General features: G+C 72.1%; 14 protein-coding genes and 1 pseudogene. 7 read left to right on the top strand and 8 right to left on the bottom strand.

What is annotated here, in order from left to right:
• Positions 1 to 147: 147 nt before the first annotated feature.
• The 6 genes from OHB41_RS36410 to OHB41_RS36385 all read left to right on the top strand — a co-directional run bounded on the left by OHB41_RS36410 (position 148) and on the right by OHB41_RS36385 (position 7020).
• Positions 148 to 1071, top strand: coding sequence for a LysR family transcriptional regulator (locus OHB41_RS36410; RefSeq protein ID WP_266703218.1), 924 nt, complete (start codon positions 148 to 150; stop codon positions 1069 to 1071).
• A 200-nt stretch (positions 1072 to 1271) separates the two neighbouring features.
• Positions 1272 to 1985, top strand: coding sequence for an SDR family NAD(P)-dependent oxidoreductase (locus OHB41_RS36405; RefSeq protein ID WP_266703216.1), 714 nt, complete (start codon positions 1272 to 1274; stop codon positions 1983 to 1985).
• A 26-nt stretch (positions 1986 to 2011) separates the two neighbouring features.
• Positions 2012 to 2383, top strand: coding sequence for a YybH family protein (locus OHB41_RS36400; protein ID WP_266703214.1), 372 nt, complete (start codon positions 2012 to 2014; stop codon positions 2381 to 2383).
• Positions 2384 to 2728: 345 nt separating this feature from the next.
• A complete protein-coding gene (locus OHB41_RS36395; protein WP_266703212.1) occupies positions 2729 to 4588 on the top strand; it encodes a M1 family aminopeptidase in 1860 nt (619 codons plus the stop codon).
• Positions 4589 to 4825: 237 nt separating this feature from the next.
• Complete coding sequence (locus tag OHB41_RS36390; protein WP_266703210.1) at positions 4826 to 5266, top strand: MarR family winged helix-turn-helix transcriptional regulator; 441 nt, start codon at positions 4826 to 4828, stop codon at positions 5264 to 5266.
• A 32-nt stretch (positions 5267 to 5298) separates the two neighbouring features.
• Positions 5299 to 7020 carry an MFS transporter gene (locus tag OHB41_RS36385; RefSeq protein WP_266703207.1) on the top strand — a complete coding sequence of 574 codons (1722 nt, stop codon included), beginning with the start codon at positions 5299 to 5301 and terminating at the stop codon, positions 7018 to 7020.
• Between the two features lie 506 nt (positions 7021 to 7526).
• Here the strand turns inward: OHB41_RS36385 and OHB41_RS36380 are convergent.
• The 7 genes from OHB41_RS36380 to OHB41_RS36350 form a co-directional block, all read right to left on the bottom strand.
• Positions 7527 to 8036 (bottom strand): O-acetyl-ADP-ribose deacetylase, encoded by a 510-nt coding sequence (locus OHB41_RS36380; RefSeq protein ID WP_266703205.1) that lies wholly within the window; start codon positions 8034 to 8036, stop codon positions 7527 to 7529.
• Between the two features lie 86 nt (positions 8037 to 8122).
• A complete protein-coding gene (locus OHB41_RS36375; RefSeq protein ID WP_266706398.1) occupies positions 8123 to 9532 on the bottom strand; it encodes a phytoene desaturase family protein in 1410 nt (469 codons plus the stop codon).
• Positions 9533 to 9783: 251 nt separating this feature from the next.
• Positions 9784 to 11754 (bottom strand): phosphocholine-specific phospholipase C, encoded by a 1971-nt coding sequence (locus OHB41_RS36370; protein WP_266703203.1) that lies wholly within the window; start codon positions 11752 to 11754, stop codon positions 9784 to 9786.
• 29 nt (positions 11755 to 11783) lie between these two features.
• Complete coding sequence (locus OHB41_RS36365) at positions 11784 to 13550, bottom strand: endonuclease/exonuclease/phosphatase family protein (protein ID WP_266703201.1); 1767 nt, start codon at positions 13548 to 13550, stop codon at positions 11784 to 11786.
• A 644-nt stretch (positions 13551 to 14194) separates the two neighbouring features.
• Positions 14195 to 15040 carry an inositol monophosphatase family protein gene (locus tag OHB41_RS36360; RefSeq protein WP_266703199.1) on the bottom strand — a complete coding sequence of 282 codons (846 nt, stop codon included), beginning with the start codon at positions 15038 to 15040 and terminating at the stop codon, positions 14195 to 14197.
• A 128-nt stretch (positions 15041 to 15168) separates the two neighbouring features.
• Positions 15169 to 16989: a gamma-glutamyltransferase family protein gene (locus tag OHB41_RS36355; RefSeq protein WP_266703197.1), complete on the bottom strand. Its 1821-nt coding sequence runs from the start codon at positions 16987 to 16989 to the stop codon at positions 15169 to 15171.
• A gap of 76 nt (positions 16990 to 17065) precedes the next feature.
• Positions 17066 to 17461, bottom strand: a complete 396-nt coding sequence (locus OHB41_RS36350) for a VOC family protein (RefSeq protein ID WP_266703195.1) — start codon at positions 17459 to 17461, stop codon at positions 17066 to 17068.
• A gap of 88 nt (positions 17462 to 17549) precedes the next feature.
• Here OHB41_RS36350 and OHB41_RS36345 point away from each other — a divergent pair.
• Positions 17550 to 17770 (top strand): annotated as a pseudogene (locus OHB41_RS36345) (IS5/IS1182 family transposase); the annotation flags it as partial.
• Positions 17771 to 17985: 215 nt separating this feature from the next.
• Here OHB41_RS36345 and OHB41_RS36340 read toward each other — a convergent pair.
• Positions 17986 to 18549, bottom strand: coding sequence for a dihydrofolate reductase family protein (locus tag OHB41_RS36340; RefSeq protein ID WP_266703193.1), 564 nt, complete (start codon positions 18547 to 18549; stop codon positions 17986 to 17988).
• Positions 18550 to 18704 lie beyond the last annotated feature (155 nt).

The following is an 18704-nucleotide window of genomic DNA, read 5'->3' as shown; positions in this document are numbered from 1 at the left end:
CGGCGGGTACCGGAACGCCATGGATGGAGGGACGCCCGTGGTTCCAGGATCCGTGGACGTCCCTGCACCCATCCTCCGTCCGACACCGGGAAGACGCCACGACCGGCTTCCTCCCCGCTGGGAGGCGGGGCCTCGCAGCGACGTAGCATGACGGACGTGGAGCTGCGTCAACTGCGGTATTTCGTCGCCGTCGCCGAAGAACTGAACTTCGGCCGGGCCGCCGAGCGCCTGCTGATCGCGGGTCCCTCCCTGTCCCAGCAGATCAAGGCACTCGAACGCGACTTGGGCGTACGACTGTTCGATCGCGACCGTCGCTCGGTCTCCCTGACCCCGGCCGGCGCGGCCCTGCTCCCGCACACCCGCGCGCTGCTGGAACGGGCCGAGGACCTCCAGCGGTGCGCCGAGCGGCTCTCCGGGTCGGAATCGGTGCGGCTCGGCTACGTCAACTGGCTCCCGCCGGACCTGACCGCCCGCACCACCGGAGTGGCCCGGCTCCACCTCGACGCGTGGATCGCCCCCTCGCACACCCAGGCGGCCCGGGTCGCCGACGGCAGCCTGGACCTCGCGGTGTGCTGGGTGCGGACCGAGGACCTGGAGCAACGCGGCCTGCACGCCCGTCTCCTCGGCGCCGACCGGCTCTACGCCGTCTCCGCCGGGGACGACACCGGCGAGGTGGCCGCGCGGGACACCGCCGTCCTCCTCGACGGCGACACCACCTCCTGGTCGTCCTGGAACGTCTACGCCGAACTGCTGGCCCGGGACACGGGGGCCCGCGCGGTGCGGATCTCCGACGGCGGCATCACCGGCCCCGCATTCTTCGACCACGTCCGCCGCAGCGGCCGTCCGGTCGTCAACTCCCCCAAGGGCCAGACCACTCCGCTGCCGCCCGACCTGGTCCAGCGCCCCGTCGTAGCACCGCGGATCCACTGGACCTGGTCCCTGGTCCGGCGCGCGAACGAGGACCGCCCCGCGGTCCTGGCCGCCGCCGAAGCCCTCTGCGCCGACGTCGGCGACCTCGGCCTCGACACCCCGGACTCCTGGCTGCCCGAAGGCGATCCGCACCGGCACTGAGGCCAGGCCCGCCGTTCCCGCCGACCGGGCTGGGAGGCTGCGCCTACCACCTGGGAGGAAACCCGTCCCGGCCAGGGCCCCGTGGGCCTTTGACTTCCCCCTCCGCGCACCCTACGGTCCAAATAGTCGACCGGTCGGCTAGCAAGCTGGCAGTCGGGATCGGTCGAGGAACCCTCACCACACCTTTCGGAGAAGTCATCATGAGCTCTCAGGACCAGAAGGTCGCAGTCGTCACCGGTGCCTCACAGGGCCTCGGTGCCGGCATCGCCGAGGCGTACCGCAAGCTCGGCTACGCCGTCGTCGCCACCTCGCGCACCATCGCCCCCTCCCACGACGCGGGCATCCTGACCGTCCAGGGCGACATCGCCGACCCCGCCACCGCCGAGCGCGTCATCGCCGCCGGCATCGAACGCTTCGGCCGCATCGACACCCTCGTCAACAACGCCGGCGTCTTCGTCGCCAAGCCCTTCACCGACTACACCGCCGACGACTACGCCACCGTCGTCGGCATCAACCTCACCGGCTTCTTCCGCCTCACCCAGCTCGCCGTCGAGCACATGCTCGTCCAGGGCGGCGGCCACATCGTCAACATCACCACCAGCCTCGTCGACAACGCCGACTCCAACGTTCCCTCCGTACTCGCCTCCCTGACCAAGGGCGGCATCCAGTCCGCCACCAAGTCGCTCGCCATCGAGTACGCCACCCGCAACATCCGCGTCAACGCCGTCTCCCCCGGCACCATCAAGACGCCCATGCACCCCGCGGAGACCCACGAAGTCCTCGCCTCCCTCCACCCCGTCGGCCGCATGGGCGAGCAGAGCGACATCGCCGACGCCGTCATCTACCTCGAGAACGCCCCCTTCGTCACCGGCGAGATCCTCCACGTCGACGGCGGCATGAGCGCCGGCCACTGAGTCCGCACCACGAGGGAAGGACCCCGATGAACAGCACGACGGACAACGAGGCGATCCTGCGCGACGTCCTCGACCGGTGGAAGGCCGCCGTGGACAGCCACGAACCGGAGCAGGTGGCCGCCCAGTTCACCGAAGACGCGATCTTCCAGGGACTGCGCCCCTACAGCGTCGGCAGACCGGGCATCGCCGCGTACTACGGCTCCCAGCCGCTCGGGATGGCGGCCGCGTACCGGATCCTCGAAACCCGGCGTCCGGCCGACCACCTCGTACTCGGCTACCTGGCGGTGGACTTCTCCTTCGCGGACCGGCCCACCGTCGGCCTCACCCTCGGCGTACTGGTCGAGCGCACGGACGAGGGCTGGCGGATCGGCCACTACCAGGTCTCGCAACTTCCCTGATCCCCACCGTCCTTGACCCCGCGTCGGCGCTCGCCGGCGCGGGTCCGAGGCACGGGTGCACCGTCCTGTCGGGCAGGCAGGACGGTGCATTCGCGTTTTCCGGCGTCCCCTCCGCGCCGCGACCGGCCCCGGTCCCCACACTTTTACTCATCTCGGATGGCATGCCCTGGTCAAATCTGCCAGGCTTCCGGCAGCCGTCGCCCTGACCCCAGGGGACGCGGCAGAAATCTCACCCCCGCGGTCGCGCGAGCGATCCGCGCAGCCCCCGGCTGTCCTCCGGCGCACCCGAGCCGGGCGGACGGCCACCGAGCAGGCCGGAATCCCGGCCGCCTCAAAGGAGTTCGTGTGAGACCGACCCCCCACAAGGCCCTCGCGACGGCCGCACTCGCCGTCGTCGCACTGGCCGCCGCCCTGCTCCCCGGAGCCCCGGCGTCGGCCGCGCCGCCCACCGCCCCCTCGGCCGACGCCTGCACCCCTGCCCAGGTGGTCACCAACGGCGGCTTCGAGAGCGGCACTTCGCCCTGGACCCAGTCGTCGACCGGCGTGATCACCTCGCGCGCCGGCCAGACCGCTCACGGCGGCACCTCCTTCGCCTGGCTGGACGGTGTGGGCAGCACGCACACCGACACCCTCTCGCAGAGCGTGACGATCCCGTCCGGGTGCAGCTCCGCCACGCTCACCTTCTGGCTGCACATCGACACCACCGAGACGACGACGTCCACCGCGTACGACAAGCTGACGGCGAAGATCGGCAGCACGACGCTGGCGACGTACTCCAACCTCAACAAGAACACCGGCTACGCGCAGAAGTCCTTCGACGTCTCGGCGTTCGCGGGCCAGACCGTGACCGTCGCCTTCACCGGCACCGAGGACTCCAGCCTCCGGACGAGCTTCGTCCTCGACGACGTCGCCCTCGACACCTCCGGCACCACCACCCCGCCCGCGGACTCCACCCGGACGCCGGCCGCACCCTCGTACACCGTCAGTCTGAGCAGCAACTCCAGCGGCACCGGCTGGACCGGTCACGAGAGCGCGACCTTCACCAACGCCTCCTCCACCGCGCTCAGCGAGGTGTACCTGAGGCTGTGGGACAACTACCACGGCACCTGCTCCGCGATGCCGATCGTGGTCAGCAACGTCACCGGCGGCACCGCGGGCGCCCTCTCGGTGGGCTGCACGGCCCTCAAGATCGACCTGTCGGCGCCCCTGGCACAGGGTCAGAGCGCCACGATCGGCTTCGACCTGGGGATCACCGTTCCCAGCGGCGCCGACCGCTTCGGCTACGACGGCGCCTTCGTCAACATCGGCAACGCGCTGCCCGTACTGGCGGTCAAGGACGCGGCCGGCTGGCACCTGGACCCGTACACCAACAACGGCGAGTCCTTCTACTCACTGGCCGCCGACTTCAAGGTGACCCTCGACCACCCGACGAGCCTCCTCGTCCCGGCCACCGGCACCTCGGTCGACAGCGCCGGATCGAGCGGCCGGACGGTCACCACGGCCACGGCCTCAAAGGTCCGTGACTTCGCCTGGGCCGCCGGGCCGTTCAGCAAGATCTCCGGCACCTCCCCCGCCGGCACCGCGATCAACATCTACTCCGTCTCGGGCATCAGCTCCTCCGACTCCCAGTCGATGCTCTCCACCGCCAAGTCCGCGGTGGACGCCCACGCCGCACGCTTCGGCGCGTACCCGTACGGCGAGCTGGACGCGGTGATCGACAACAACTACTGGTTCGGCGGCATGGAGTACCCCGGCTTCGTCCTCGACCTGGTCAGCACCACGGCACTCACCCACGAGATCGGTCACCAGTGGTTCTACGGGATCGTCGGCGACGACGAGTACAACAGCCCCTGGCTGGATGAGGCGTTCACCGACTACGCCACCGACCTGGCGCAGAACAAGACCGGCACCAACTGCTGGAACAGCGTCTCCTGGGCCTCGTCCGCGGAGAAGATCACCAACTCGATGGCCTACTGGGACGCCCACTCGTCCCGCTACTCCACGGTCGTGTACGGCTACGGCAAGTGCGCCCTGCACGACCTGCGGCGCGTCCTCGGTGACACGGCCATGGCCAAACTCCTGAAGGACTACGCCACTTCGCACTGGTACGGCGTCTCGACCACGTCCGAGTTCAAAGCGGCCGCCCAGGCCGCCACGACCACGGACCTGACCTCGTTCTGGACCCAGCACCGCATCGACGGCTGACAGCCGACCGGTCCGCCGCGGTGGGCGCCTTCCGGCGTCACCCGCGGCGGACCGACGGCGGCGCGGACCCGCGCCGCGAACACACCCGCGCCCGCGCCCGCGTTCCGGGAGGAGCCGGCGCCCACGGAGCAGCCGGCACCACTGATGTGCCCGCGCTCGCACACGAGCCCGCGCCCACGGCGCAATGTTGTTTCCATCTACACCTGGATGCATAATGCGGTTATGCATAAGCGGGTTATGAACACTGGCACACCGGCGCCGGCCGAGGACCTGATGATCGCCGTGGAGCGGTTGGTCCGTTACGTCCGTCGCAGCGCCGTCACCGGTGGCCTGAGCACGGCGGCCTCCTCGGCACTGAGCCGACTCGGCCGGGAGGGGCCGCAGCGGCTGACCGAGCTCGCCAGGGCCGAGAACGTCTCCCAGCCGAACATGACGCAGCTGGTCACCCGGATGGAACGCGCGGGCCTGGTCCGGCGCACCGCCGACCACAGCGACGGCCGGGGCGTGCTCGTGGAAGCCACCGACGAAGGCCTGGACGTCTTCCGCCGGCGCCGGGCCGAGCGCGCGGACGCCCTGCGGCAGCTGATCGAGGACCTGACCGAACCGGAACAGCGGGCCGTCCAGGTCGCGCTGCCCGCCCTGGCCCGGGTCATCGACGACCGCCATTCCCGCTCATGACCCCGTTCCTGCGACACCACGGAGAACCGCACATGAGTGCACCGCACGGAAGGGCCGCCAGCCCCTTCAAGCAGCCCAAGGCCGTCTGGGCCGTCGCGTTCGCCTGCGTCATCTCGTTCATGGGCATCGGTCTGGTCGACCCGATCCTGCCCGCCCTCGCCGAGGGCCTGCACGCCTCACCCAGCCAGGTCTCCCTGCTGTTCAGCAGCTATCTGATCGTCACCGCGGTCGCCATGCTGTTCGTCGGCTGGGTCTCCAGCCACATCGGCGCCAAGCGCACCCTCGTCGTGGGTCTGGCCGTCATCGTCGTCTTCGCGGCGCTCGCGGGCACCACCGACTCCATCAACGGCATCGTCGGCTTCCGGGCCGGCTGGGGCCTGGGCAACGCGCTGTTCATCGCCACCTCGCTCGCCGTCATCGTCGCCTCCGCGAGCGGCGGCTTCGGCGGCGCGATCATCCTGTACGAGACGGCCCTCGGCCTCGGCATAGCCGTGGGTCCCCTGCTCGGCGGTGAGCTGGGGGCCATCAGCTGGCGCGGCCCCTTCTTCGGCGTCGCCGTCCTGATGGCCGTCGCCCTGGCCGCGACACTCGCCTTCGTGCCGGCACTCCCCAAGCCGCAGCGGCCCACCTCGCCGCTCGCCCCCCTCAAGGCGCTGCGCCACCGCGGCCTGCTGACCATGGGCATCATGGCCCTGCTCTACAACTGGGGCTTCTTCACGATGCTGGGGTACGCCCCCTACCCGATGAAGCTGAGCGCGCACCAGCTCGGACTGGTCTTCACCGGGTGGGGCCTGCTGGTGGCGGCCTTCAGCGTGTTCTTCGCCCCGCGCCTGCAGGCCCGGTACGGCACCGCCCCGGTGCTGTACGCCAACCTGCTCGGCCTGGGAATCGTCATGGCGGTCATCGCGGCCGGCGTCGACTCGCCCGGCGTGGTGATCGTGGCGGTCGTCGTCAGCGGCGCCTTCATCGGTATCAACAACACCCTCACCACCCAGGCCGTCATGCTCGTCTCGCCCGTCGAGCGGCCGGTGGCCTCCTCCGCCTACGGCTTCCTCCGGTTCATCGGCGGCGGCCTCGCCCCGTATGTCGCCGGCAAGCTCGCCGACGCCACCGATCTCAGCGTCCCGTTCTACCTGGGCGCCGGGACCTTCGTGGTGGCCATCCCGGTACTGGCGAGCGGTCACCGTCTGCTCCGCCGGGCCGAACAGGGGGCAGGCCAGGGCGAGCCCGTCGCGCCCACGCTCACGCCGGTCGGCGCCGCGCCGGCCACCGACGGGCCGCCGCTCATCGTGGCCGTCGGCGCCCACGACAGGGCCGCCGCCATCGTCGACACCGCGGCTCGGCTCGCCCATGACTCGGGTACGGCCCTGGAGGTCGTCCACGTCCAGCAGACCGCGGTGGTCGAGGAACAGGCCGTGGACGTCGAGACCGCCGACCAGGCCCGCTCCGCCGTCACCGCCCACCTCGACCGGCTCGCGGCCCAGGGCATCCCCGCCGTCGGCCAGATACTCACCAGCGTCGGCGACCACGCCGCCGCGGGCCGGGCCCTGGCCCAGCACGCCGCCGACGTCCACGCCGGCACCGTCGCCGTAGGCCGCTCTCCCCGGGGTCCGCTGGCACAGTTCGCCGACGGGAGCTTCACCAGCGCGCTCACGCACACCGCGGCCTGCACGGTCGTCCTCGTCGACCCCGGCAGCGCGCCCCGGCCTCTGACCGCGGCCACCCTGGCGGAACTGCGCGCCGCCTCCGCCTGAGCGACCGGCACTACACCCGTCACCCGACACCCACACCCCACACCCCTCACCCGTCACCCGTCACCCGCGCGTCGCCGCCTCCGGCGCGGAAACCGGCCGGGCTACGACCGGCGGGCCCGGTGCGGCGGGGTTGCTCGGGGCGGCCGGGAACCCGGCGCAGGCCGTGCACGGGCCGCGCGAACCCGGTGCAGGCCGTGAACCCGGTTCAGGAGGTCACCTCGTCTTCTGCGCCGGGTCCGCACGGCCCGAGCCGGGTTCGCCACTCGCCCGGGTTCGCCACTTGCCCGGGTCCACCGCCCGCGCCCGGTTCGCCACCCACCCCGGCCCACCGCCCGCTCCGGGCCACCGCCTGCTACCCGCTCACCGTGCGCTTCGGGTCCACCGCCCGCGCGGCACGAGTCCGCTTGCCGGCGACACCATGCCCAGTCTCGGGCCCACCTCGGGCCCCACCCGGCTTCGGAGTCGGCGCGGCACCGGCGGCCGGGGCTTTCGGCAGCCGTCGGCCGTCAGCCGACCTGCGCGGCGAACGCCTCGTACGCCCGCTCGTCGAAGAGGACGAACCTGACCTCCTCGACCGCCGCCTCCGTGTCCCGCACGGTCCGCACCGCGACACGTGCGGCGTCCTCCATCGGCCACCCGTACACACCGGCCGAGACGGCGGGGAACGCGACCGTGCGGGCGCCGAGTTCGTCGGCGACCCGTAGTGATTCGCGGTAGCACGAGGCCAGCAGGTGCGAGCGGTCCTCGGTGCCGCTGAAGACCGGGCCCACGGTGTGGATCACCCACCGCGCGTCCAGGTCGCCCGCGGTGGTCGCGACCGCCTCGCCGGTGGCCAGGCCCTTGCCGTAGTGCGAGGCGCGGAGCCTGCGGCAGTCCGCCAGGATGGCAGGGCCCCCGCGGCGGTGGATGGCCCCGTCCACGCCCCCGCCGCCGAGCAGCGAGGAGTTCGCCGCGTTGACGATCGCGTCGACGCTCTGCCCTGTGATGTCGCCCCGGACCAGGGTGATGACGGTCATGACGGCTCGGCCTCCTCGTGGACGCTCCTCACCGCATTGTCCCCCGGCCGCCGCCGACCCGCCGCCGTCCCGTGCCGCGTTCGCGGTCAGGACCGTCGCAGGCGACGCCACACGGCCTTCGCCGCGTTGTGCCCCGACATGCCGTGCACGCCGGGTCCCGGTGGGGTGGCCGAGGAGCAGATGAAGACGGCCGGGTGCGGAGTGCTGTACGGGGACGCGGACAGCCTGGGACGCAGCAGGAGCTGAAGTCCGGACGCGGCGCCGCACGCGATGTCGCCGCCCACGTAGTTGGCGTTGCGCGCGGCGAGTTCGCGCGGGCCGGCGGTCGCGCGGGCCAGGACACGGTCGCGGAATCCGGGCGCGAACCGCTCCAGCTGGCGCTCGATCGTGTCCGTGAGGTCTCCCGTCCAGCCGTTGGGGACGTGCCCGTACGCCCAGAAGACCTGCTTTCCCTCGGGTGCCCGGGAGGGGTCGACGACGCTGGGCTGCACGGTGATCAGGAAGGGGGCGTCCGGCGCCCGGCCCTCGCGCGAGGCGGCGTGCAGCGCGGCACCGATCTCGGCGCGGCTCGCGCCCACCTGCACGGTCCCGGCGGTACGGGCCTCCTCGGCCGTCCAGGGCACGGGCCCGTCCAGCGCGTAATCGACCTTGAAGACGGCTGCCCCGTAGCGGTAGTTCTCGTAGTAGCGGCCGAAGCCCGCGATCCGGGACAGCGCGGTGGGCGACGTGTCGAAGACGTAGGCGCGGGCGGGCGGCAGGTCGTCGAGGCGCTTGACCTCGTAGTCGGTGTGGACGCTTCCCCCGAGGTCCCGCAGGTAGGCGGCGAGCGCGTCGGAGATCGCCTGGGAGCCGCCGCGCGCGACGGGCCAGCCGCGGGCGTGCGCGGCCAGGGCGAAGACCAGGCCGACGGCGCCGGTGCCGATGCCGCCCAACGGGGCCATGACATGGGCGACGAGGCCGGCGAACAGGGCCTTGGCGCGCTCGTCACGGAAGCGCCGCATCAGCCACGTGGAGGGTGGCAGCCCGGTGAGGCCGAATCGGGCCAGGGTGACCGGGTCGCGGGGCAGTGCGGTCGCGGGCAGGGACATGAAGTCGTGGGCCAGCGTGTCCCACTTGGGGAGGAAGGGGGCGACCAGTCGGCGGTAGGTGCCGGCGTCGCGCGGTCCGAACGAGGCGGCCGTCTCCGCGACGGAGCGCGCGAGCACCGCGGCCGTGCCGTCCGGGAACGGGTGGGCCATGGGCAGCTCGGCATGCAGCCACTCCAGGCCGTAGCGCTCCAGGGGCATCGCCCGGAACGCGGGCGAGTTGATACCGAGCGGATGCGCGGCCGCGCAGGGGTCGTGCCGGAATCCGGGCAGGGTCAGCTCTTCGGTGCGGGCGCCGCCACCCACCGTGTCCCGCGCCTCGAAGACGGCCACGGAGAAGCCCCGGCGGGCCAGTTCCACGGCAGCTGTCAGCCCGTTCGGCCCCGCACCCACGACGACGACATCGAGCATCGACGGCACCTTCGGACTCCTTTGTCGCCGACGGCCACTGACCACCAGGATATGCCGCAGAGCCGACGACCCCGGCGGCGCGGGGTGGGAATCCACGAACCGCGGGGGCTGTGACCGCCGGACCCCACGTGGTCACGACCGCAGGTCGCGCGGAGGCGGAGGCGGCGGACCGCGCGGGGCGAGCGGGCCCCGGGCACCGGCCGGGACCGGGCGTGCCGCGTCGTCGGCGCCCGGTCCCGGCCGGCGGTGGCTCACACGGTGTGGACGGTTCCGGCGTAGCGCTGGACGAACCGGGTGCCGGTGCCCGCGGTGACCGTGAAGTCGTACCGTCCCGCGTCGGTGCGCCACGTCAGCCGGGTGCGGTCGCCCGCCCCGACCCATACGGTCCGCTCCTCGCCGGCGAAGTCGTTCGGCGTGATCGTGAACGCCGCCTCGGTGTCGCCGGTGTTGCGCAGGTCCAGCTCCACCGAGGCGTTCTCCGCGCGCCCGGAGTGCCGCAGGGTCGCCGTCACCGAAGGCACCGCCATGTCGTCCTGGCCCGTGCGGGCGACCGTGCCGGAGAAGCGGCGGACGAAGCCGTCGGCGCCGTACACGGAGAAGTCGTAGCGGCCGTCGGTGCCGGCGGCGTCCCACACATAGGTGCGGGACGAGCGCGGCGGGACCGTGAAGGGCGTGCCGGCGAAGGGCAGGGCGGTGTTCGGCAGGACGGTGAAGTGGTAGCCGACGCTGCCGTCGTTGGTGAGGGTGCAGGTGACCTTGCCGGTGGTCCGGTCGACCTTCACGTCGGCCCACGGGCGGTACGGCAGGGCGCGGTGCGGCCGGTGGCCCTCCTCCTGCGCGGGCATGGACTGCTGGTCCGGCACCTTGACCGGCGGCAGCGAGCTGCCGGCGTCCGCCTTGGCCATCAGGGCGACGGTGTCGGGCAGTTCGGGGATGCCGTAGTCGGGCTTGCTGAAGTCGAAGCAGCTGGTGAGGTCGCCGCAGACGGTGCGCCGCCAGTCGGAGATGTTGGGCTCGCGCACGCCGGTGACGTGCTCCAGGAAGCGGACCACCGAGGTGTGGTCGAACACCTGGGAGTTGACCCAGCCGCCGCGCGACCACGGTGAGACGACCCACAGCGGCACCCGGCTGCCCAGACCGATGGGCTTGCCGCCCGCGAACTCGTCCTTGGTGCCGGGCTCGGGGAAGGGCGGGATGACGTGGTCGAAGTAGCCGTCGTTCTCGTCGTACATGACCAGGAAGACGGTGTGCTTCCACACGTCGGGGTTGGAGAACAGCGACTTCAGTGCGGTGTCGACCCAGTGGGCGCCGTAGTCGGGGCTGGCGTTCGGGTGCTCGCAGAACAGGTAGGGCGCCACCAGCCAGGAGACCGTGGGCAGGGTGCCGTCCTTGCAGTGCTTGTCGAACGCCGTGAGGTCCCACTTCGTCATCGCGTTGACGTACCGCGGGTCGTCCTTGGGGAACTCGTGGAACTGCTTGAAGTACGACAGGGCGTTGTCGTCGTAGTCGCCGTAACGGTCGTCGGAGCCGTCGGGGTTGTGGTAGACGCGCCAGGTGACGCCGGCCTGCTCCAGGCGTTCGGCGTACGTCGTCCAGTCGGCCACCGGGTTGTCCGTGACCGGCGTGTTGTCGGTCCACGGGCCGGTGGTGCCGTCCACGCCGGGGCCCGCGGTGCCCGTCCACAGGTAGAGACGGTTGGGGTCGGTGGGGCCGTTCAGCGAACAGAAGTAGCCGTCGCAGAGGGTGAAGGCGTCGGCCAGCGCGTACTGGTAGGGGATGTCCGCGCGCGTGAAGTAGCCCATGGTCCGCTCGCCCTTGGCGGCGACCCACTTGTTCATGGCGCCGCCGTTGACGGCCGAGTGGCCGCTGTCCCAGTCGTGCGGGAGGCCGGCCGCGTTCTGCGCGTTGTACTTCGTGGTGTCCATGCGGAAGGGCAGGAGGTGGCCCTCCGCGCGGCCCCCGGCGGGCTGGCGGAACACCGGGTCGCCGCCCGGGAGGACGGTGGCCTGACGGTCGCTGAAGCCTCGTACCCCGCTCAGGGTGCCGAAGTAGTGGTCGAAGCTGCGGTTCTCCTGCATCAGGACGACGACGTGCTTGACGTCGTCGATGCTGCCGTGGCCGGTGCCGCGCCCTGCGGCCTCCGCCGTGCCGGGGAGTCCGGCCGCTATCGCGGCTCCGGCCGCAGTGGTGCCGATGAAGGTGCGGCGGCTGATCTCGGTCATGGGAGGAAGGTCCTTCGGATCGTTCGCGGTCAGCCGCGGGCGGACAGGGAGAAGGTGACGACGGCGGCGGCGTGGTCGGAGGGCCAGCCGTTGGCGGCGGTGTCCGGGACCGGCCGGGGCCAGCCGGTGAACAGGCTGTGTGCCTCCAGGACCTTGAGCCGCCCCGCGTACTGGATCTGGTCGATCCGGTCCTGCGGTTCCGCCCCGCCACCGCTCTCGCGCTGCGGCCTGACGGGGGACCAGGTGATGCCGGGTGACTTCTTCGGGTCGGCGTGGGCGTCGCGGAAGGCGTCGACGAGACCCGCCTTCTCCAGCGCCTCGGTGACGGGCCAGCGGACCCGGCCCGCTCCCCCGTGCGCGGACGCGGTCCGGCTCGTCCAGTCGTGGTGGGACGGCGAGGCTAGTCCGGCCGCCAGCACGACGGGGGTGCGCGAGGCGAGTTCCGGCCGCAGGGCGGCGACCAGCGCCCGCGCCTGCCGGTAGCGGGCCGTCCCCTTCTCCGCCGCCTCGACCTGCGCGGGCGTCCGGCCCGACAACAGCGCGTACGGCCCGTAGTCGGCTTCGTCCAACTGGGCGGTCCACAGGCGTACCGTGCGGTCGCCGGGCAGGTGCAGCGTCGCCGCCGCGGCCGGGAGCGCCGCGGTCGGGGCGACGACGTCGCCGAGCGGGTAGCGGCTCACCATGCCGAGGCCGCCGGCCTGGTGCGCGTGCCAACCGAGCGCCCCGGCGAGGGCCTCGGCCGCTTTGTCACCGCATTCCTGGAGCGCCACGACGTCCAGGCCCTGGGTGAGCACCAGCCGCAGCTGCTTCTCCAGGAAGCCGTCGACGTGGGTGCCGGCGTCCCAGAGGTTCAGCGTGGCCACCTTCAGCCGGAGCCGTTCCCGGGAGGTGCGCACCGGCACCTGGACGGTGACGGTGTCGCTGCCGACGGCGCTGTCGGTGACGGCGGCGACCACTCGGCCGGGTCTGCGGGGCGCCGAGAGCGGGGCCCTGCCGCTGACCGTGCCGTCGGTGGCCACCGTCAGCCAGGAGTCGCCACCGATCCGCTTGAAGGTCGCGCTGCCGGCGGCGTTGCCCTCGGGCCTGATCCACAGGCCGCCCAGCTTCACCGAGAAGTCCCTGCCCGCGGTCTGCGGCTCGGTGGTGACGGCGTCCACGGCCGCGTGCGGGCGCGGGATCTCGGGGCGCACGGCGAAGCTGAACGCGGCGGTCTCGGCGAGGATGCCGTAGCCGTCCTTGGCCAGCAGGTAGGCGGTGTACGGCCCGCCGCTCAGGCCGGAGGTGTCCAGGGTGATGTCCCCGGTGGCGGCCGGGGTGTACTCCCAGGCGAGGGAGGAGCCGTGACCCGGCTGCCGGTCGCCGTCGTACACCCCGATCCAGTTCTTCGGGTCGGGTGTGCCGGTCGTCCAGTGAAAGGAGACCTTGTCGCCCTCGTGCGGGGCGGGGGTCGTCAGCTTGACGGAGTCGCCGACGGGGGCGCCCGCGAAGCTGAACGGCTCCGTCTTGGCGAGGACGCCGTAGCCGTCCTTGGCCAGCAGGTACACGATGTACGGCCCGCCGCTCAGGCCGGAGGTGTCGAGGGTGGTCTGCCCGGACGCGCCGGGCACGTATGCCCACACGAGGGAGCTGCTGCCGCCGGCGGGCAGCCGGTCGGCGGGGTAGACGCCGATCCAGTTCTTGGGGTCGGGGGCGTCCGTCGCCCAGGTGAGGGTCAGTTCGGTGCCGCGCGGCGGGGGCGTCGGGGAGCCGATCGCGACGCTGCTCCCGGACGCGGCGGCCTGTGAGAGGGATGACACGGTGTTGGGTCCTCTCCGCCCCGGGCACCGCCGCGGCGACACCCAGGGGAGCAAAGTTGTCTAGATAACTTCGCTCCATAGCAAGCCGTCCCCCGGCGACGTCCCCGTGAACGAGAGGTTGCCTCCACCCGGGAGGAAGACGGAACTCTCAGGTTTCTCCGCACGGCCCGAAGAGCCGGAACAGGATCATTAAATGGCCACTGAACTGCAACTTTCCGAGGCCATCCACCTTCCGCACACCCCACGGAAGCCGCCGGGCCCGCACCCCTTCACATCGACGTCCGCAGGGGCACGGCTCGTCGCGACCGTCACCGAGTCACACCCTCGCTGTGCACAGCAGGGGTCGATCGAACACCGGCACGGGAGAGTGCGCCGCGTGCGAGAGGGGGAACCCGAAAAGCCGGGGCACGAGGGTGCCCCGGCTTCGACTGCGGCGACGTCCAGGTAGGTGGGGTGTCCGGGTTGAGGTTGTTGATCCGGATCGTCGCGGCGCGACGATGGACGGCGGAACGGGGATGGACGGCGGTGCGGAGGTGGGGCAGCGCGGAGATGGACCGCGCAACGGACCACACGGGAGGCGAACCTCACGGACCACGCAGGACGCGAACCTCACGACAGCGCACGCGGCGCCGCGCGGCTCCCGGTCAGGCTCCGGCGGCCAGCAGCTCCCGTACCCGGCGGGCCGTCGCCTCGTCCCGGGCCGCTGTGAACGGCAGCGCGTTGCCGCCGGTGACGCGGAACGGCTCGCCCGTCAGTGTCAGGTGGGTGCCGCCCGCCTCCTCGACCAGCAGCAGACCCGCCGCGTGGTCCCAGGCCGCCTCCCAGGAGAAGGCCGTCGCGTCCAGTTCGCCGCGGGCGACGGCGAGGTACTCCAGGCCGGCCGAGCCGCACGGGCGCGGCCGGACGCCCTCGGTGTCCAGTCCGAGCAGGGCGCGCTTCTGCTCGTCCGTCGTGTAGTCGGGGTGCGAGGTGGCTATCTCCAGGTCGCGGCCGGGCGCGGGCGAGCCGGAGCGCAGCGGCTGTCCGTCGAGGCGGGCGCCCCGGCCGCGGAGGGCGACGGCGAGCTGGTCACGGGCCGGCGCGTAGGTCCAGGAGGCGTGGACGACGCCGCCCAGGGTGAGGGCGACGAGCGTGCAGAAACCGGCCTCGCCGCGGACGAACTGGCGGGTGCCGTCGACCGGGTCGACTATCCAGACCGGCGCCGGGCCCTGGATCGCGTCGTACGTCGCCGGGTCGGCGTGGACCGCCTCCTCGCCGACCACGACCGAGCCGGGCAGCAGCTTGGCGAGCTTTTCGGTGAGGTACTCCTCGGCCTTGCGGTCGGCGTCCGTGACGAGGTCGTGCGGGCCGCTCTTCTGGTCGATCTCGTGCGCGGCGAGCTGCCTGAAGCGGGGCATGATCTCTGCGGCGGCCGCGTGGCGGACCGCTTCTTCGACATCGGTCGTGCGGTGAGCGAGAAACTCGTCGATGGTTTCGGTGTGTCCGATCATGGCTCCATGACAGCACGCGCCGCTGACAATCCCCGCCCGCCCAGTGCACTTCAGGTGGATTCGGGGTGAATTCGCGGGGACGCCCGGCGGGGACCGGAGTGCTCGGACCGGCCCCCGCGGCCCCCGGCTCAGCGTCCGACCGCGTACCCCTGCATCCCTCGCGGATTCGCCGCGGCGGACAGCACCCCGGTGCGCGGGTCCCGGGCGACCGCGCACAGCCGGCCCTCCGACCAGGCGTCGGCGACCTGGACGTCGTGACCGCGGCGGCGCAGTTCCGCAACGACGGGGGAGTCGGTGCGGGACTCGACGGTGAGGCTGCCAGGACGCATACCGCGCGGGTAGAAGGAGCCGGGGAAGCTGTCGTTGTGCCAGTTCGGCGCGTCGATCGCCCCTTGGAGGTCGAGCCCGCCGCGTACTTCGGCGCGCAGCGCCACGGCCAGGAAGAAGTGGGTCTGCCACTGGTCCTGCTGGTCGCCGCCCGGGGTGCCGAACGCCATGACCGGTACTCCGTCGCGCAACGCGAGCGAAGGCGTCAAGGTGGTGCGCGGACGGCGGCCGGGCGTCAGGGAGTTGGGCAGTCCCTCCTCCAGCCAGGCCATCTGCAGCCGGGTGCCGAGCGGGAAGCCCAGTTCCGGGACGACCGGGTTGGACTGGAGCCAGCCACCGCTGGGGGTGGCCGCGACCATGTTGCCCCAGCGGTCCACGACGTCGAGGTGACAGGTGTCGCCGCGGGTGGAACCGTCCGGTGCCACCTCGGGTTCGGCGGCCGCCCGGGCCACGGTGGGTTCGCCCGCGCCGGGCGCGGCCAGGGCGTCGAATCCGGGCTCCCCGGAGGCCACCAGCCGGGCGTGCCGGCTCGTCCTCGGGGTGCGCCCGCCGGGAGCGCCGGGGCGCAGCTCGTACGAGGCCTCGTCGCCGATGAGGGCGCGGCGCGCGGTGTTGTACTCGTCCGACAGCAGCGCGCCGAGCGGCACCTCGGCCGCGTCCCCGTACCAGGCCTCCCGGTCGGCCATGGCGAGTTTGCAGCCCTCGACGAGCAGGTGGACGTAGTCGGCGGAGCCGTGCGGCGGCAGCTCCGGCGGGAGCAGGGCGAGTTGCTGCAGGAGGACCGGGCCCTGGCTCCAGGGGCCCGCCTTGCACAGGGTCCAGCCCCGCCAGTCGTACGTCGCCGGCGTCTCGTAGGCCGCGGACCAGGAGGCGAGGTCGGTGGCCGTCAGGGTGCCGGCGTGGCGCTCACCACTGGTGTCCATCGTGGGCCGCCCGGCCTGGCGCACCAGGGCCTCGGCGATGAATCCGGTGCGCCAGACCTCCCGTGCCGCCTCGATCTCGGCCTCCCGGTCCCCCGCCGCGGACACCTCGGCGAGCAGCCGCTTCCAGGTGGCGGCGAGTGCGGCGTTGCGGAAGAGCTCACCGGGTCGCGGTGCCGTCCCGCCCGGCAGGTACACCTCCGCGGACGACGTCCACTCCGTCTCGAACAGTTCGCGGACGGCCTCCACCGTCTCGCCGACACGCTCCACGGGCGCGTGCCCGTCCTCGGCGTATCCGATGGCGTACTTCAGGACGTCGGCGAGGGACTTCGTGCCGTGGTCGCGCAGGAGCAGCATCCACGCGTCGAAGGCGCCGGGAACAGCCGCGGCGAGCGGGCCGGTGCCGGGTACGAGATCCAGACCGAGTCCCCTGTAGTGCGCGATCGTGGCCCCGGCGGGCGCGCCGCCCTGCCCGCACAGCACCCGTACCGCGCCGTCCGCCGGGGCGAGGATGATCGGGACCTCCCCCGCGGGTCCGTTGAGGTGCGGCTCGACGACGTGCAGGACGAAGCCCGCGGCGACGGCGGCGTCGAACGCGTTGCCGCCGTCCTCCAGGACGGCCATGGCGGACTGCGAGGCGAGCCAGTGGGTGGAGGACACCATGCCGAAGGTGCCCTGGAGGGTCGGTCGGGTCGTGAACACGGAGCCTCTCACTTCGCTGAGGTCTTCTCGGCAACGTGGCGGTTGCGGTGTGTGACGGGGTGCGGGTGCCCGCGGCCTAGGTCTGCGGTGCCAGGGTGCGCAGGACGTCGAACTCGTTGCCTTCGGGGTCTGCCATGACCACCCAGTTTCGGTCTGGGCCCTGGCCCACGTCCGCCCTGGTGGCGCCGAGGCCGAGCAATCTGGTCACCTCGTCCTCGGTGCTGCCGTCGATCGGGCTGACGTCGAGGTGAAGCCGGTTCTTCACAGTCTTCTCCTCGGGCACCTGGATGAACACCAGGGTGGGCGGCATCTGGCGGGCCCGAACATCCTCGACGGTCGGCATCCAGGAGCCGATCTCGACCTTGCCCTCGCTCCGGTCGATCACCTTGAAGTCCAGGACCTCGCACCAGAAGGCCGCGAGCCTCTCCGGATCGTGGCAGTCAACGACCAACTCGGTGAACCTACTTGCCATGACTCTCCCGGATAGTGCGGACGGGACTCAGAGTATTGGCCCGTGCCGCCCGTCCGACAGATCCGCGATCTTCCTGGCCGGCCAGGCGTGGTTCGTCGACGGGGCTCGGCTGGCCCAGCTCGCCCGGGACAACGGGGTCTCAGTGCCCACCACGTACCGCTTACTTGCACGAAGGGCTGACCGTGCTCGCCGACCCCGCCCCCGGGTCTGTCCACCGCGCTGGAACGGGCGGCGGCCGCCGGTTACACCCTGGACGGCACCGTCATCCGTAATGACCGCGTCGCCGCCCCCGGCCCCAAAGACGCCGACCACTGTGGTGGGAGTTTGCGCCGGGATCTCCTTCTCCCGCTCCCCGAGAAGCCTGTCGATCGCCCTGCGCCCCTCCTTCCCCGCCTCCGGCATGAAGTGGGCACGAAGACTTGCAGCTCAGGGGCTTCACTCGGTGGGGAGGCTCGGGCGGTGGTCCGGGTCACCCAGGGGGTGTCACCCGTGGAGCACATGACCCGTGGCTCCCGGACGGGCCCTCAGCGCCTCGTCTCGTACCTGGTCAGGATCACGCCGCAGGGAAACGTGCGCGTCTCCACCAGGTTCAGGTTCACCCAGTTGTCCAGCGCGGTGAAGAACGGCGTGCCGCCGCCCACCAGGACCGGCGCGGTGGCCAGCACGTACTCGTCAATCAGCCCGGCCCGCATGGCCGCCCCGGCGAGCGTCGCGCCGCCGATGTCCATCGGGCCGCCGTCCTCGGCCCTGAGCCGGGTGATCTCGGCGAGCGCGTCGCCGGTGACCAGGCGGGTGTTCCAGTCGACCTTGTCGATCGTCGAGGAGAACACCACCTTCGCCATGTCCCGCCAGCGGCGCGCGAACTCGATCTCCGCCGGGGTGGCGTTGGGCTGCTGGTCGCCGGTCGGCCAGTAGGAGCTCATCGTCTGCCACAGCTTGCGCCCGTACAGCGACAGGTCGGTCGCCTGCAACTGGTCGGACCAGAACTGGAACAGCTCGTCGCTCGGCACGCTCCAGCCGATGTCGTCGCCGGGCGCGGCGATGTAGCCGTCCAGGGTCAGGTTCATGCCGTAGATCAGTTTCCGCATGGCGCCGGCCTTCCGTGAGTCGGTCTCACGCGTACAGACCGGCGCGGCGCGGGAAACTCATCGGTGCGCGATCCGAGCTCACATGTGGTCCTCGTACGCGGTGACTCAGCCGCAGACTCCTCGTCCGCCGAGGAAATGACATCGATCCGAGACTG

This window comes from Streptomyces sp. NBC_01571, from assembly GCF_026339875.1.
GTDB lineage: Bacteria > Actinomycetota > Actinomycetes > Streptomycetales > Streptomycetaceae > Streptomyces.
This window is presented reverse-complemented; position numbering and strand designations above follow the sequence as displayed.

Excerpts from the sequence above, each read along its gene's own strand:
- OHB41_RS36350 (WP_266703195.1), bottom strand. The coding sequence starts at position 17,461 with ATGGCAAGTAGGTTCACCGAGTTGGTCGTTGACTGCCACGATCCGGAG.
- OHB41_RS36405 (WP_266703216.1), top strand. The coding sequence starts at position 1,272 with ATGAGCTCTCAGGACCAGAAGGTCGCAGTCGTCACCGGTGCCTCACAG.
- OHB41_RS36390 (WP_266703210.1), top strand. The coding sequence starts at position 4,826 with ATGAACACTGGCACACCGGCGCCGGCCGAGGACCTGATGATCGCCGTG.
- OHB41_RS36370 (WP_266703203.1), bottom strand. The coding sequence starts at position 11,754 with ATGACCGAGATCAGCCGCCGCACCTTCATCGGCACCACTGCGGCCGGA.
- OHB41_RS36380 (WP_266703205.1), bottom strand. The coding sequence starts at position 8,036 with ATGACCGTCATCACCCTGGTCCGGGGCGACATCACAGGGCAGAGCGTC.
- OHB41_RS36340 (WP_266703193.1), bottom strand. The coding sequence starts at position 18,549 with ATGCGGAAACTGATCTACGGCATGAACCTGACCCTGGACGGCTACATC.
- OHB41_RS36400 (WP_266703214.1), top strand. The coding sequence starts at position 2,012 with ATGAACAGCACGACGGACAACGAGGCGATCCTGCGCGACGTCCTCGAC.
- OHB41_RS36410 (WP_266703218.1), top strand. The coding sequence starts at position 148 with ATGACGGACGTGGAGCTGCGTCAACTGCGGTATTTCGTCGCCGTCGCC.
- OHB41_RS36375 (WP_266706398.1), bottom strand. The coding sequence starts at position 9,532 with ATGCTCGATGTCGTCGTCGTGGGTGCGGGGCCGAACGGGCTGACAGCT.
- OHB41_RS36385 (WP_266703207.1), top strand. The coding sequence starts at position 5,299 with ATGAGTGCACCGCACGGAAGGGCCGCCAGCCCCTTCAAGCAGCCCAAG.
- OHB41_RS36360 (WP_266703199.1), bottom strand. The coding sequence starts at position 15,040 with ATGATCGGACACACCGAAACCATCGACGAGTTTCTCGCTCACCGCACG.